Below are 14096 nucleotides of genomic sequence, written 5' to 3' on the forward strand. Positions count from 1 at the left end.
GATGACGAACGACCGGATCTCCGCGCTGCGCAAGGCGGTCGAGGCCAACCCCGACGACGTCCTGCTGCGGCTCGTCCTGGCCGAGACGCTCGTCGCCGCCGAGGAGACCGAGGCCGCGCTCGACCAGTACGTCGTACTGCTGGATCAGCAGGGCCTCCCCGAGGACCAGCTGGTGGCGGTCGGCGAGCTCGCGGCCGCGAACGGCCGGCTCGCGCTGCTGCGCAACTGCCTCGAGACCGCGCGTCAGGCGGGCGTCGTCGAAGGCACCGGCCGGCTGCAGCAGCTGGTCGACGAGATGATCGCGACCCGGACCGGCGTGAAGGTGAAGGTCGGGCCGGAGGAGACCGGTGACGGTTCGGTCAGCGACGCGGCGAAGGAGACGACGACCTTCGACCAGGTCGGCGGCATGGACGAGATCAAGCGGGTGATCCACCGGATGGTGATCCTGCCGCTGAGCCGTCCGGAGCTGTACGAGAAGTACGGGCGCCGGTCCGGCGGCGGCGTGATGCTGTACGGCCCGCCCGGGTGCGGCAAGACGCTGCTCGCCCGGGCGACGGCGGGGGAGTGCGGGCTGCCGTTCGTCAACGTCCGGATCGAGGACGTGATGGACCCCTACCTCGGGGTCTCCGAGCGCAACCTGCACGCGGCCTTCGAGCGCGCCCGGGCGAACTCGCCGTGCGTGCTGTTCCTCGACGAGCTCGACGCGCTCGCGTTCGCGCGGCACAAGCACGGCGGGTCCGAGGCGCGCCGGCTGGTCGACGTACTGCTGCAGGAGCTGGACGCGATCGGCTCGGACAACTCGGGGCTGCTGGTGATGGCCGCGACCAACGCGCCGTGGGACGTCGACGAGGCGATGCTGCGACCGGGGCGCTTCGACCGCGTGATCTTCGTGCCGCCGCCGGACGAGCCGGCCCGGGCGGACATTCTGTCCGTCGTACTGAAGGAGGTGCCGTCGGCGGGGCTGGACCTGAAGTCGCTGGCCGCGCGGACGCCGATGTTCAGCGGCGCGGACCTGCGGGCGCTGGTCGAGCGCGGGGTTGACGCGGTGATCGACGAGGCGCTCGCGAGCGGTGATGAGCCGCCGCTGGCGATGCCGCACCTGGAGGGAGCGCTCTCCGCGGTGAAGCCGTCGACGCTCGACTGGTTGCACCGGGTGCGTTCGTACATCGAGTTCGCGAACCAGTCCGAGCGGTACGACGACGCGGCGGCGTACCTGAAGTCCAAGGACGTCCGGCGGCGGCTCTCCTAGACCTTCACCTTCGAGGCTGCTGAGTCCGGCATCGCTTCGTACCGCGCGAACGAGCGCGTGAACGACGCCGCGCCGTGGGACAGCGAACGCAGGTCGATCGAGTACCGGGTGATCTCCACCTGCGGCACCTCGGCCTTCACCAAGGTCCGGTCGTCGCCGATCTTGTCGGTCCCGAGCAGCTTGCCGCGCCGTCCCGACAGATCACTCATCACCGCGCCGACCAGCTCGTCCGGCACCAGCACCGACACCAGGTCGACCGGCTCGAGCAGGTTCACCTTCGTCGCGTTCGCGGCCTCACGCAGCGCCAGTCCACCGGCCGTCTGGAACGCCATGTCGGACGAGTCGACGCTGTGCGCCTTCCCGTCGAGCAGCGTCACCCGGATGCCGACCATCGGGTAGCCGGCGCCGACGCCCTTCTCCATCTGCGCCCGGATCCCCTTCTCCACGCTCGGGATGAACTGCCGCGGCACCGCACCGCCGACGACCTTGTCGACGAACTCGAAGTCGTTGCCCTCCGGGTGCGGCTCGACCTCGATGTCGCAGACGGCGTACTGGCCGTGGCCGCCGGACTGCTTGACGTGCCGCCCGTGCCCCTTGGCCTTGCCGCCGAACGTCTCACGCAGCGGGACCCGCAGCTCGACGGTGTCCACCGAGACGCCGTACCGGTTGGCCAGAGCATCCAGAACGACGTCCGAGTGGGCCTCGCCCATGCACCACAGCACGATCTGGTGGGTCTCCGGGTTCTGCTCGATCCGCAGCGTGGGGTCCTCGGCCGCGAGCCGTTGCAGCCCGCCCGACAGCTTGTCCTCGTCGGTCTTGGCACGTGCCTGGACGGCGATCGGCAGCAGCGGTTCGGGCATCGCCCAGGGCTTGAGCACGAGCGGGTCGGCCTTGTCGGAGAGCGTGTCCCCGGTCTCCGCGCGGGTCAGCCGGCCGATCGCGCACAGGTCGCCGGCGACAACGCCCGAGGCCGGGCGCTGCTGCTTGCCGAGCGGGAACGACAGCGTGCCGATCCGCTCGTCCTCGTCGTGGTCGGCGTGGCTGTTCGCCTCGCCGAAGAAGGACGTGAAATGGCCCGACACGTGAACCGTCGTGTCGGGCCTGATGGTGCCGGAGAACACCCGCACCAGGCTGACCCTGCCGACGTACGGGTCCGAGGTCGTCTTCACCACCTCGGCGAGCAGCGGCCCGGCGGGATCGCAGCTCAGCTTGCCCTTCGCGACGCCGTGCGGCGTGAACACCTCGGGCAGCTGGTGCTCCGGAGGTGACGGGAACCCGCTGGTCGCGATCTCCAGCAGCTCGAGCGTGCCGACGCCGGTCCCGCTGCAGACCGGGATCGCGGGGAAGAACGACCCGCGCGCGACCGCGCGTTCCAGGTCCTCGACCAGCACGTCCTGGCCGATCTCCTCGCCTTCGAGATAGCGCTCCATCAGCGACTCGTCCTCGGACTCCTCGATGATCCCCTCGATCAGCGTGCCCCGGTGCTGCTCGATCAGTTCCTCGTACGACGCCTCCGGTGGATGTGTCGTGCGCTTCCCGTCGGCGTACTCGTAGTGCGTCTTCGACAGCAGCCCGATCACGCCCTGGCCGGCCGGGAGATAGAGCGGGAGAACCTTGTCGCCGAACGCGGCCTGCGCGGCGGAGAGCGCGTTCTCGTAGTTCGCCCGGGCGTGGTCCAGCTTGGTGACCACGACCGCACGCGGCATGCCGACCTGGTCGCACTCCTGCCACAGCGCCTTGGTCGGCTCGTCGACACCCTCGTTCGCAGGGATCACGAACAGGGCGCAGTCCGCCGCTCGCAACCCGGCCCGGAGCTCACCCACGAAGTCGGCGTACCCGGGGGTGTCGATCAGGTTCACCTTGACGCCCTCGTGCAGCAGCGGCGCGAGCGCGAGCCCGACCGACCGCTGCTGCCGGATCTCGGCGTCGTCGTTGTCGCACACCGTCGTCCCGTCGACGACGCTGCCGGCTCTGGTGAGCACCCCGGAGGCCACCAGCAGCGCCTCGACGAGAGTGGTCTTGCCTGCGCCGGACGGACCGACGAGCACGACGTTGCGAATGGCGGCGGGACTGTCCGCACCCGGTGCGCCCTGGGAAGTGTTCGCCTTGTCTGCCATGACGTTTCCTCCTGTTCGCCCACCATTCCCCGAAGCACCGCCTCAGCACAAGACCTCCCAGCCGTCGCGGCTACGGCTGGACCCACACCAGCACTTCTCCCGGCGACCAGGGCTGAACACTCGTGACGCGCCAGCTCTGGGGCGGCGACTCGATGTCGGGGTGGACCGGCTGCCCGTTGACAGTTGCCGGCCTGTTGTCGATGTAGGCCGCCACGGAGACCTTGCGCTGCTCGAGCAGTGGGAGGACATCGGCGATTCGACGACCTTCCAGTTTCAGTCCGGCGAGCTCTTCCCCGGGGCCGGTGGCAGACGATGCCGGCCAGGTGTACTTCTCGCCGGGCTCCGCCTGCCGGCCGAACTCGAGGACTGCTCGTCCGGCGAACGCCTTGTCCACCTCGATGCCCTGCTTGCACCCGAGATCGACCGCGGTCAGGGTCGCCGGGCAGGACTCTCCAGCGGCCAGCAACTCGATCTTGCTCTCCTCCTGACCACCTCCCAGCACGGTGAAGGTCGCGATGCCGCCGACCCGCGACGGAGAGGTCGGGACGGTCTTGACCGTGATGTCCAGGCCGAGCTTCTCGAACTGCTGGTTGTAGCGCTTCGGGTCCGCCTGCGGATCGACCACCCGGACGATCAGAGTGTCGCCTCGCTGGGTGACCGACAGAGCCTCGGGCTGGTCCTGGCCCGGCAAGGTGAGCACCGTAGCGCCGCACAGACCGGCCAGCAGGACAACGGCGGCTGTCGCGAGGACAAGACGGCGCGTTGGTCGGCGGGTGGTGCGTGACGGGGCAGCGATCGGTGCGGCGGCGACCGGTGCGGTGGCCGGTTCGGTGGCGGTGACCCATCTCGACAGCTCGTCCCACGACGCCGGGTCGATGTCGCGGGCGATTTGCGTGTCCGTGGCCCGCGCGATGTCGCGCAGGGCGTCTACCTCAGGCGCCTTCATGGGTTGCCTCTCCACTCGAAGCGGTCTGGAACGGGGTGTGGGCCAACTTCGCGAAACGTCGTTTCGCCCGGTGCAGCCTGATGCGTACGGCGTTGCGGCTGCAGCCGAGCACGACCGCGATCGAGGCGGTGTCGAGCTCTTCCCAGGCGACCAGCGCCAGAAGCTCCTGGTCGGCTTCGGACAGCTGCCGAAAGAGCTGCAGCGTCCTGGAGTCCTCCTGGGCCGGCAGCGTCAGCGTCAGCTCGTCGCGGAGGCGATGCGTCAGCGCGTGCCGCCTGCCTTCGCCCCGCCGGTGGTTCGCGAGCACCCGGCGCGCGACGCCGTACAACCAGGACCTGGCCAGCGCGTCGCCAGGGATGTCGTCCAACCGGCGCCACGCGATCACGAACGTCTCGGCCAGCAGGTCGGCGGCGGCCTCCGGAGTGTCCGTCCGCCGGACCAGGTAGCCGAGGATCTGCGCGCGGTACGCGGTGAACAGGGCCTCGAACCGTGCCTGCCGCTCATCCGCCGGACGGTCGACCACGCTGCCCCCTCCGAGCCGGGACCTCGTCGGTATCTGATTCATGCTCTGGAATGTCCAGCAGACCCCAAGATCATTTCACCCTCGTACGCAGTTTTCTGACGGGTCCCGATCAGCGCCCTTAGGATCGTGTCCGTACACCGCTCGATCTCCGGCTCAACCGCGAGCAGGCGATCATTGGTCCAGTCGGCGTCGCGGGAAGGGACACGGAGATGGAAGCTACGGAGGCGCGGCGTGCGGTGGCTGCGGTGATGGCGACCGCCGCAGAACTCGACCTGGCCGTCGACGACGCGATCGTTCTCAGCGACTCCAACCGACTCGTCCTCCGCCTGACGCCGTGCGACACCGTCGCCCGGGTCACGCCCCTGACACACTTCGCGAGCGCAGAGCAAGAAGTCGACCTCGTGAGACGGCTGACGCAGCGGGACGGCCCTGTCGCCCCGCTCGAGCCTCGGGTCGAACCACGCGTCTTCGTGCGTGACGGCTTCCAGGTCACCCTGTGGGCCTACTTCGAACCTGTGCAGTCCCGAAGGCTTCCGCCGGCCGAGTACGCGCAGGCGCTCGCACGTCTTCATGCCGCCCTGAGACGAACCGAGGTCGCGGCACCACACTTCATGGACCGAGTGGCTGATACTCAACGAGACGTTGCCAGCCGCAACATCACTCCCGATCTCGCGGACAAGGACCGGGCGTTGCTCACCGGCACGCTGCACGACCTGGGGCGATCGATCGTCAACCGGCGCGGCACCGAACAGCCGCTGCACGGCGAGCCGCACCCGTTCAACATCCTCGACACGAACAGCGGGCCGCTCTTCATCGACTTCGAGAACACCGCCCGTGGGCCGGTCGAGTACGACCTGGCTTGGGTGCCCAGCGAGGTTGTCCGGAACTATCCCGACGCTGACCAGGATCTGGTCGGCGAGTGCAGGGGGGTCGTGCTCGCGATCATCGCAGCGCATCGCTGGAGTCTCAACGACCAGCACCCGAGCGGCAGAGAATCGGGAGTGGGGTTCCTCCGCGTTCTGCGGGAGGGCCCGCCGTGGCCGGCGCTCGACGAAGTCGTCTGGTAGAGCGACCTCCCCCTGGCCACGGCCCGAACGTGCCCATGCACCTGGCAGCAGCAGCGCGGCGATCGGCGGCCCCACGCCTGCGGCCGTCGGAGGAACCGCGGTGTGAAGGCATCGGAGGTTTCTGACCGTCGGTCAGCCGAGGTCAGACGGCCTCGTGGTCGACACCGGAGCCACCCCGTCCACTACCTGCGCCCAGGCCATCGCAGCCCGAGTCGCCGGTTCCGGTTAGGGCTGACCGTGCGCGTCGCGTTGGCTGGTGAGGGCTGTGACGAGGGTCTTCAGGTCGTCGGGGTGGAGGCGGGTGGTGGTGAGCTGGGCTCTGACGGTCTCGAGCTCGGTGGTTGCCTGGGTGGCCTGGTGCTGGAGCTGCTCGGTGCGGGCGCGGAGGGTTTCCAGGTCGGCGCGGCCCTGATCGTGGGCGGTGGTGAGCCGTTGGAAGGCTTCGGCCTGAGCTGAGCGGGCTGCTTCGGCTTGCTGGGTCTTCTGCTGCTGCTCGGAGAGCGCGTTCTGGAGCGTCGCCAGGTCGGCCCGCGCGGTTTCGACGTCCGTACGCCGTACAGCCTCAGCCTCGCGAGCGGTGTCTCGCTCGGCGCGGAGCGTCTCGCGATCGGCGTGCAGGGTGTCGCGCGCTCGCTGTGCAGCCTCGACATCGCGACGAGCCGCGTCGCGTTCGCCGTGGAGAGCTTCCCGTTCGCGGTGGGCCGACTCGAGTTCACGACGGGCAGCGTCGCGTTCGGCGAGCAGGCGTTCGGCGGCGACGGCGATCTCGCGGAGCTGTCGGTCGGTACCGGCGGCGCGTTCTGCTTCCTTGGCAGCCTGAGCCTCAGCGGCCCGGCGCGCGGCGACGGCCTCTTCGGCCTGCTGCCGAGCGGCGCCCAGCGCCTCGGTCGCATCGAGGGCCTGGCGGGCGGCGGCGGAAGCGCGTTCCACGGCTTCGGTGCGTTCCTTGGCAGCACGCTCGGCGGCGGCCTGGCTCTGGCGGGTCTTGTTCTCGGCGTTCTCGCGCCCGTCCTCGGCGCTCAACCGCGCCTGCTCAGCCTCAGCAACCTGCGCATTCGCCGTCTCCACCGCAGCGATAGCTGCCGCCTCAACTGTATCCAACCGGTTGGTTACCGAATCGAGGGCGGTGGTGAGCGCTTCCACCGGTCCTCGTACGGCGTCCAGGTGGTCGCGCAGGCGCTCGGCGTCGAGGCGGAAGGTGCTGCTGCCGGCGTCCAGGCCCAGTGCGCCGAGGGCTTCCTTCTCCGCGCGGGCCATCTGGGCGCAGGTCCGGCCGTCTTCCCAGCGGGTCTCCCGGCAGAAGGTCCGCGGGCGTCCGCCCTGGAGTCCTGGAGCGGGCAGCTCGGCCCGGCACTTGCTGTAGCCGCATCTTCCGGCGTCCACGATCATGCTCAGGACCCTAGATGTTCGGAGTTAGAAAACCTGGAAACCGGTTCGGCGTTTTCAAAACTAAACCTAACCACCACGAAACCAGTGTTTTGTGAGTGTTCGGGAGACTGCGGAGTGGGAAGCCGGAGCGGACTGGGTTGGGCGCGAAGATGGCGTTATGGATGGATTACTGGTCGTGCTGGAAGAGGCCCGGAGAGCGCGGGACGAGGCGCGCGAGAGCGACCACATGGTCGTCGCGGAAGGAACCTGGCCGGGTGTCGAGGATCCGGAGACGCTGAGAGAACAGGTCGCCGACTGGCTGAGCCAGTACGCGAACGCGGGGACGCGACGGACGTACGGCTACGCGTTGGGGTTGCCGATGGCCTGGGTGGACCTGGTCGTGGGGGAGGACCTTGGAGCTGAGCGGGCGAAGACCTCGGCGAGCAAGAGCCCGGACGGTGACTGGGGCCAGGGCGGCGCCAGCGCGGGCCCGGGAGGCGCCGGAGGCTCGCGGCGGGAAGGACCGCTGCACGACTTGGCCTGGTTTCGGTGGTGTGCGGGGCGGGGGATGGATCCTCGGGCGGCGACCGGGCGAGACGTGAAGGCGTGGTTGCACCTGCTGGATGCGGCCGGCGCCGAGAAGCGGACTCGGCAGCGGATGCTCAGCACCCTTTCGGCGTTCTACGGGCACCTGACCGAGACCGGCGTCGTACCGGCGAACCCAGCAGCGCTCAACCGGGCGCGGCTCGGGCTCAACCGGAGCTCGCGCGACGCTTCCCCGACGATCCGGCTCACGGCGGCGCAGTTGCACGCGCTGCTCGACGCGGCGGGCAAGCTGCCGAACAGGACGCGCTTCAAGGATCTGTACGCCGCGCGCGCGGTCGCCGTGGTCGCGTTGCTGACGCTGGGACTGCGGGTCTCGGAGCTGGTCGGGCTCGATCGTCAGCATCTGGTGGTCTCCGGTGGAGAGCCGATGCTTCGAGTGCTCGGCAAGGGCGGCGTGCACCGCGAGGTCTACCTGACGACGCTCGCGGGCCAGGCGCTCGAGCGCTACCTGAGAGAGCGCGATCTGCTGCAGGAGACAAGCACCCCGGCGCTCCGCGGGAGCACGAACGGGAAGGCGACGAGTCCGCTGATCGCCACGAAGGACGGCGCGAGGTGCTCCCGGTTCGACGTGAACGCGCTGCTGCGGCGGGTCGCCGTACAGGCTGGTCCGGCGTTGGAGGATGTCGCGGACAAGGTGCACCCGCATGCGCTGCGGCACGCGTACGTGACGATCGCGCTGGAGCAGGACGCCCGCATCCAGCACGTCCAGGCCGACGTCGGCCACGCGAGCATCGCGACCACGCAGTACTACGACCGAGGACGCCGCACCCGCGACACCACCGCAGCAGATCTGGTCGAGGCCGCAATCCGCGCGGCGGGAGAAGGACCTCTCGACAACCAGGACCTGCTCTAACGGGTACGTCGCTCCGCAAGCACCGCTGCTCCCCACCCCGCCGCCGCGCCGATCATCGCGGCAATCGGCGCCAAGACGATGGCTGGATTTGTCCACTCCGAGCCGCCTGCCAGCCGGGCCCATACCGCGTTCGCGATCATCAGAACGACCGCACCAGCGACGGCCCACCAGTTGCGGCGACGATTCTGTGCCGGCGAGGCCATGCGCCGACGATATCCGCTCGACCCGCCGCGGCACAGAGCCCATGAGTGTCGGCGGTGGACTGAGATCTCGGTACTGTCGCGGCATGCGAAGGGGACTCTGGACCGCCGTGGTCACGCTGCTCACCGGGCTTGTTCTGACCGGGTGGGCGCTGCCGGCGAACGCCCGGCCGGCTGACGTCGGTGACGTCGTCGAACGGATGCGGATCGACTACACCGTGAACAACGACGGCGTGCTGCACGTCAAGGAGACGATCGACTACAGCTTCGGCAGCTCCGGGCGGCACGGGATCTACCGCAACCTGGTCACCCGTGAACCGTGGGCCGACGACGACTCCAAGGACCAGGAGTACCGGATCTCGGACATCACGGTCCACAGCGACGACGCGCCGGACGAGTTCGAGACGACGACCGAGAAGAGCAAGACCCAGCGCGACCAGTCGATCCAGATCAAAATCGGTTCGGCCGACGAGACGGTCCCCGGGCGCCGGGCGACGTACGTGATCGAGTACGACGTCCGCGGCGCGCTGCGGCACTTCGAGGACCACAGTGAGCTCTACTGGGACGCGACCGGCACCGGCTGGGACGCGACCTTCCGGCAGATCGCCGTCACCGTCGAGGTGCCCGACGACGACGTGCAGCAGGTCGACTGCTTCGTCGGCGCCCAGGGCAGTGAGCAGTCCTGCGACAGCAAGTCGGTGGTCGGTGGCAAGGGAGTCTTCACCGCTTCCGGACTGGACCGCAGCGAAGGCCTGACGATCGTCGCCGGCATCAAGCCCGGTGTCGTCGCCAACGACGCCCCGATCGTCGTCGACCCGCCCGCCTGGCTCAAACGCAACGGCATCAACGTCCCCGGCCTCGTCACCGCCGGCCTGGTCACGCTCGCCGGTCTGGGAGCGGCCGTCCTGTACGGCAAGCGCGGCAACCGCGACCTCCGGTACGCCGGGATGCCGCCGGGCACGTTCCCGCCGAACGGCGCGACCGTTGCCGCGGTCAAGGACACGCTGACCACCGACCAGATCCCGGTCGCGTTCTCCCCGCCGCCGATCCCGGTCGGCGAAGGCGGCCTGCTGATCGATGCGAAGGCCAACACCACCGAGACCGCCGCGACGCTGATCGACCTCGCGGTGCGCGGCGCCGTACGGATCGACAACAGCGGGGACGAGCAGAAGGCCGTGCTGCTCAACCCCGCGCTGGCCACCGCGCCGCACGAGCAGGTCCTGCTGCAGAACCTGTACCCGGGCCTGGCGCCCGGCACCGAGATCACGCTGGAGCGCCGCCCGACCGGTGACAACTCGATGCGGCTGGCGCACGACGGGATGATCGCCGCGCTGCGTCAGCAGGTGCAGGCACGCGACTGGTACACCCGGATGCCGTGGGCCGCGCGCGGCAAGCAGCTGTCCGGCGTGTTCCCGTGCGCGTGCATCGCGATGATCGGGATCTGGGTCTTCGGCGCCGGCATCATCGGTACGGCGGTCGGCGCGGCCACCGGCGGCCTGGGCCGCGCGGTCGTGATCGGACTGCCGGTGCTCGCGGTGATTGTTGCCATCGGCACCGTTGTCACGCAGCGGGCGAAGGGCCGGCGCAATCCTGCCGGACGCGCCGTGACCGACCAGCTGATCGGGTTCCGGCTCTACCTGTCCACGGCCGAGGCGGACCAGCTCCGGTTCGAGGAGGGCGAGGACATCTTCAGCAAGTACCTGCCCTGGGCGATCGCGTTCGACCTGGCCGACCGGTGGCAGCGGGTCTGCTCGCAACTGGTCGCGGCGGGACGGATCCCGGCCGACCCGTACTGGTACAGCGGGCCGTCGTACTACACCTCAGGGTTCGCGGCCGGCAGCATCAGCCAGACCGTGGCGCACACCTTCGACCCGCCGCCGGCCCCTGCGGGCAGCGGTGGTGGTGGCGGTAGCTCCTCCGGCTTCAGCGGAGGGTCCTCCGGTGGCGGCGGAGGCGGTGGGGGCGGCGGTTCCTGGTAGACCCGCGGGGGAGTGGGCCGCCGTACCAGGTACGGCGGCCCCGAAACTCCCGGGTGGAACTGGTCGGTCAGACCTTGCCGCCGGCCACGGCCGGAGCGGTCGGGTCGGCCCCTGCGTCGCCGACGGTCTCACGGGCCAGGTAGTCCTCGAGGTGGAACAGGTTGTCACCGGCGCGCTTCGCGACGTTGACCAGCGTCGTCATCGCGGCGACCTCCTCGACCTGCTCCTTGAGGAACCACTGCATGAACTGCTCGCCGAGGTAGTCACCGTCGTCGCGGGCGGTCCGGGCCAGGGTCTCGATCTGCTTGGTCACCGTGATCTCCTGCTGCAGCGCGAGCTCCAGCGGGTCGAGCGCGGTCTTGAACTCGTTGACGATCTCGCCGACCCCCGGGATCTGCGGGCGGACGTCGAGGTCCAGCAGGTACTTGACCATCATCATCGCGTGGTTGCGCTCTTCCAGGGACTGCTTGTAGAAGTGCGCGGCCAGCTGCGGGAGATCCTGATCGTCGTACCAGACAGCCACTGCCGCGTACTGCTGTGACGCCGTGAATTCGTTCCGGATCTGTTCTTGCAGGAGTTTCGCGTACGTGCTCATGTTCACCAAGGTAGTGGCCTTCGGGCGAATTATCACCGTTGGCGAGCCTCGCCTAACGGCGTGTCAGATCGCACCGGTGACGTGCGAACGGATCGCGGGAAGGTTGCCCAGCGGGGCGAAGTAGCCGCTGGTGCCGTGGTCGAAGGTGATCGCCGCGATGCCCTGCTGCAGCCAGACCGGCGCCTGGGCGACCGCGTCGACCGGGGTGAGCGCGAGCACCTCGACCTCTTCGTCGGCGGCCGCCAGGCTGTTGGCGACCGCGAAGTCCCGCGCGCGTTGGGCGGAGGTGAACGCCATCAGGAACGGCTGGTCGCCGTTCACTCCCACGAAGGGCTGCGGGTTGCCCGGTTCGCCGCGCTGGACGAACCACCAGCGCTCGAGGGAGAAAGTTGCTGCCCACAACTTTTCCTGGTTGGTGGTGCTCGGGTCGGCGCCGACGGCTTCGGCGAGGACGTCGGTGGGGGATGCTTCCTGCATCCCCCGACCGTACGTCGTCAGCGGTCCCCGAGCACGACGATTTCGCGGTCGCCGCCGGGGAGTGTGATGGTGATCTCGCGGCTGTCCACCCGTACGTCGATGCCTTCGGCAAGCGCTTGCGGGGCGAGTTCGTCACGGGTCAGCAACACAGCGTGCACGAGCACGGTCGGGTCGCCGGTGTGGGGGGCTGTCAGGTACGGCGTCGCGGAGTGCGGGCCGAAGGCGTTCACGCCGAGTCCTCGGTGGACGCCGGCGGAGGTGTAGCCGTGGAGGGCGACGACTGAGGACTGGAGGCCCTCGGATGTTCTTGCCGAGGCCCATACGGCGGTGGCTGAGGAGGCCGACATGCCGGCGGGCACGTCGCTTGTGGCTGAGGCCGCGGCGCCGGCAGAAGTGCTTAAGAGGTCCGAGTTGTCTGCTGGGGTGGTCGCCTCGGCGCCGGTGGCAGCGCCGGTCGCGGTGGTTGTTGCGTCGACCGAGGTGTTGGTGGTGCCTGGCGTGGTCGCGCCGCTTTCTGCTGTTGCTGTGGGCAACGTGTTGGCGGCTACGGCGTAGCCGCCGCTGCAGATCAGGGACCCGGCGGGGCCTTCGACGAGGTTGACTCGGACTTCCAGGCTGCCGTGGACCACCGAGATGGTTTCGATGGGCCAGGGGCCTTCGTTGCCCAGCCAGGCCTTGTGCCAGGAGGATGCCGTACGGGCTCCTACGCCCAGGCGGCGGATTCGGCCTCGGGTGCTGGAGTTGCCTTGCTGGTCGACCAGTGCGACCAGGTTGTCGATGCGGGGTGCGTTGTCGGCGAGTTCGGGGCCGGCGTGGTTGGAGTAGGCGAGGCGGTCGTAGTGGGAGTCGACCGGAGGCTCGACGCCTTCGGGCTCGGTGAGTGGCGCGTGGTCGGCGCCGTGGTTGATCAGGCGGACGAGCTGGTCGTGGCGGCTGTTGTGGACGATCCAGCCGGGGGCCGGCATCGAGCGGACCTGGTCCTCGTCGTCGAGCGGGATGGACTCCTCCGGCGCCGACCACACCGGGTGCTCCGGCGGCAGCAGCAATCCGACGAAGCCCTTCGAAGCCCAGTACGGCGAGCCAGGGCCGGAGTATTGCTGCGTCGTCGGCAGGAACGTGTCGTACCAGCCCAGTGTCAGCAGTCCCCGCTCGTCGGGTACGCCGTGCTGGACGAAGTGCCGCGCGATCCCTGAGCACAGCCGCCGCGTCTGGCCCGGTGACAGCGGTGTCGCGTCCATCAGCGCACCCATCCAGTACGGCGCGGCCGCCGCCATCCGGTACGTCAGCGACCGCCCCTGGTACACCGGCGCCCCGTCGTTGCCGACGAGGTGCACCGCGTCCTCCAGGAACAACGCCAGCCGCTCCCGGTAGACCTTCAACCGGTCGTCGACAGCAGCCCCCGGCGTGGCCGCGGCCATCCGTGTCCACAGCGCCGGGTACAGGTGCATCGCCCAGCCGATGTAGTTGTCGAAGTTCTGCCCGTCACCGTCGGAGTACCAGCCGTCGCCGACGTACCAGTCCTCGATCCGGTCCAGACCGCCGTCGATGTCGTCCTGCGAGTACGGCGCTCCGACCGACGCGAGGAACTGCTCGCTGACCACCTGGAACAGCCGCCAGTTGTTGTCGTGCGTCGTCGACCCGATGAACCCACCGAGCCACTCCGCCACGTGTTCCTGTGCGCGGGTGTCGAGCCGGTCCCAGATCCACTCGCGCGACTCGTGCAGCGCGACGGCGATCGCGGCCGCCTCGACCATCTGCTGCGAGCGCGGAGTCAGCCGCAGCCAGGACTCCGGGTGGTCCGGGTTCGCGCCGTTGGCGACCCCGCGCGCGTACCGCTCGATCAGCTGCTCGCAGCCCTCGCCGCGAACGCCCCCGATCCGGAACGCGGCGAGCATGAACGACCGGGCGAAACCCTCCAGCGCGTCGGACGCCGTACCGGATCTGCTCGGGCGACCCGGCAGCTCGACCAGCGCGGAGCCGGGGGAGAAGTACGGGTCGAGCGAGTCGAGCAGGTGGTCGGCCAGCGCCTCCCAGTGCCCGCGGACCCAGCCGGTCTGACGAGACAGGACACGATCGGTGGCGGGCAGAATCAGCCTGGTCACGGGGCCTCCAGATC

At 69.5% G+C, this 14096-nt stretch carries 12 protein-coding genes; 4 read left to right on the forward strand and 8 right to left on the reverse strand.

Features of this window, described 5'->3' with window-relative positions:
• Window position 1 precedes the first annotated feature (1 nt).
• Complete coding sequence (locus ACLQ2O_RS27090) at window positions 2-1249, forward strand: tetratricopeptide repeat protein (RefSeq protein ID WP_425836244.1); 1248 nt, start codon at window positions 2-4, stop codon at window positions 1247-1249.
• Here ACLQ2O_RS27090 and ACLQ2O_RS27095 read toward each other — a convergent pair.
• From ACLQ2O_RS27095 to ACLQ2O_RS27105, 3 genes are all read right to left on the reverse strand, one after another.
• Entirely contained in the window at window positions 1246-3366 is a 2121-nt protein-coding gene (locus tag ACLQ2O_RS27095) for an elongation factor G-like protein EF-G2 (RefSeq protein WP_425836247.1), read from the reverse strand. The genes ACLQ2O_RS27090 and ACLQ2O_RS27095 overlap by 4 nt on opposite strands.
• A 70-nt stretch (window positions 3367-3436) precedes the next feature.
• The gene (locus tag ACLQ2O_RS27100) at window positions 3437-4312 is read right to left on the reverse strand and encodes a hypothetical protein (RefSeq protein WP_425836249.1); all 876 of its coding nucleotides are present in this window, start codon (window positions 4310-4312) and stop codon (window positions 3437-3439) included.
• Window positions 4299-4877, reverse strand: coding sequence for an RNA polymerase sigma factor (locus ACLQ2O_RS27105; RefSeq protein WP_425836251.1), 579 nt, complete (start codon window positions 4875-4877; stop codon window positions 4299-4301). The genes ACLQ2O_RS27100 and ACLQ2O_RS27105 overlap by 14 nt, the downstream gene beginning before the upstream one ends.
• A gap of 167 nt (window positions 4878-5044) precedes the next feature.
• Between ACLQ2O_RS27105 and ACLQ2O_RS27110 the strand changes: the two genes are divergently transcribed.
• A complete protein-coding gene (locus ACLQ2O_RS27110; RefSeq protein ID WP_425836253.1) occupies window positions 5045-5902 on the forward strand; it encodes a phosphotransferase in 858 nt (285 codons plus the stop codon).
• A gap of 225 nt (window positions 5903-6127) precedes the next feature.
• Here the strand turns inward: ACLQ2O_RS27110 and ACLQ2O_RS27115 are convergent, their stop codons facing one another.
• A complete protein-coding gene (locus tag ACLQ2O_RS27115; RefSeq protein WP_425836255.1) occupies window positions 6128-7291 on the reverse strand; it encodes a hypothetical protein in 1164 nt (387 codons plus the stop codon).
• A 157-nt stretch (window positions 7292-7448) separates the two neighbouring features.
• Between ACLQ2O_RS27115 and ACLQ2O_RS27120 the strand changes: the two genes are divergently transcribed.
• The gene (locus ACLQ2O_RS27120) at window positions 7449-8729 is read left to right on the forward strand and encodes a tyrosine-type recombinase/integrase (RefSeq protein WP_425836258.1); all 1281 of its coding nucleotides are present in this window, start codon (window positions 7449-7451) and stop codon (window positions 8727-8729) included.
• Here the strand turns inward: ACLQ2O_RS27120 and ACLQ2O_RS27125 are convergent.
• A complete protein-coding gene (locus tag ACLQ2O_RS27125) occupies window positions 8726-8932 on the reverse strand; it encodes a hypothetical protein (protein WP_425836260.1) in 207 nt (68 codons plus the stop codon). The genes ACLQ2O_RS27120 and ACLQ2O_RS27125 overlap by 4 nt on opposite strands.
• Window positions 8933-9015: 83 nt before the next feature.
• Between ACLQ2O_RS27125 and ACLQ2O_RS27130 the strand changes: the two genes are divergently transcribed.
• On the forward strand, window positions 9016-10908 hold the full coding sequence (locus ACLQ2O_RS27130) for a DUF2207 domain-containing protein (RefSeq protein WP_425836263.1): 1893 nt from the start codon (window positions 9016-9018) through the stop codon (window positions 10906-10908).
• A 67-nt stretch (window positions 10909-10975) separates the two neighbouring features.
• Here ACLQ2O_RS27130 and ACLQ2O_RS27135 read toward each other — a convergent pair whose 3' ends face one another.
• From ACLQ2O_RS27135 to ACLQ2O_RS27145, 3 genes are all read right to left on the reverse strand, one after another.
• Window positions 10976-11503: a ferritin gene (locus ACLQ2O_RS27135; RefSeq protein ID WP_425836265.1), complete on the reverse strand. Its 528-nt coding sequence runs from the start codon at window positions 11501-11503 to the stop codon at window positions 10976-10978.
• 63 nt (window positions 11504-11566) lie between these two features.
• On the reverse strand, window positions 11567-11980 hold the full coding sequence (locus ACLQ2O_RS27140) for a hypothetical protein (protein WP_425836268.1): 414 nt from the start codon (window positions 11978-11980) through the stop codon (window positions 11567-11569).
• Between the two features lie 17 nt (window positions 11981-11997).
• A complete protein-coding gene (locus tag ACLQ2O_RS27145) occupies window positions 11998-14082 on the reverse strand; it encodes a DUF2264 domain-containing protein (RefSeq protein WP_425836271.1) in 2085 nt (694 codons plus the stop codon).
• Between the last annotated feature and the right edge of the window lie 14 nt (window positions 14083-14096).

The organism is Kribbella sp. DT2, from assembly GCF_049844575.1.
In the GTDB taxonomy this organism is placed as follows: Bacteria; Actinomycetota; Actinomycetes; order Propionibacteriales; family Kribbellaceae; genus Kribbella.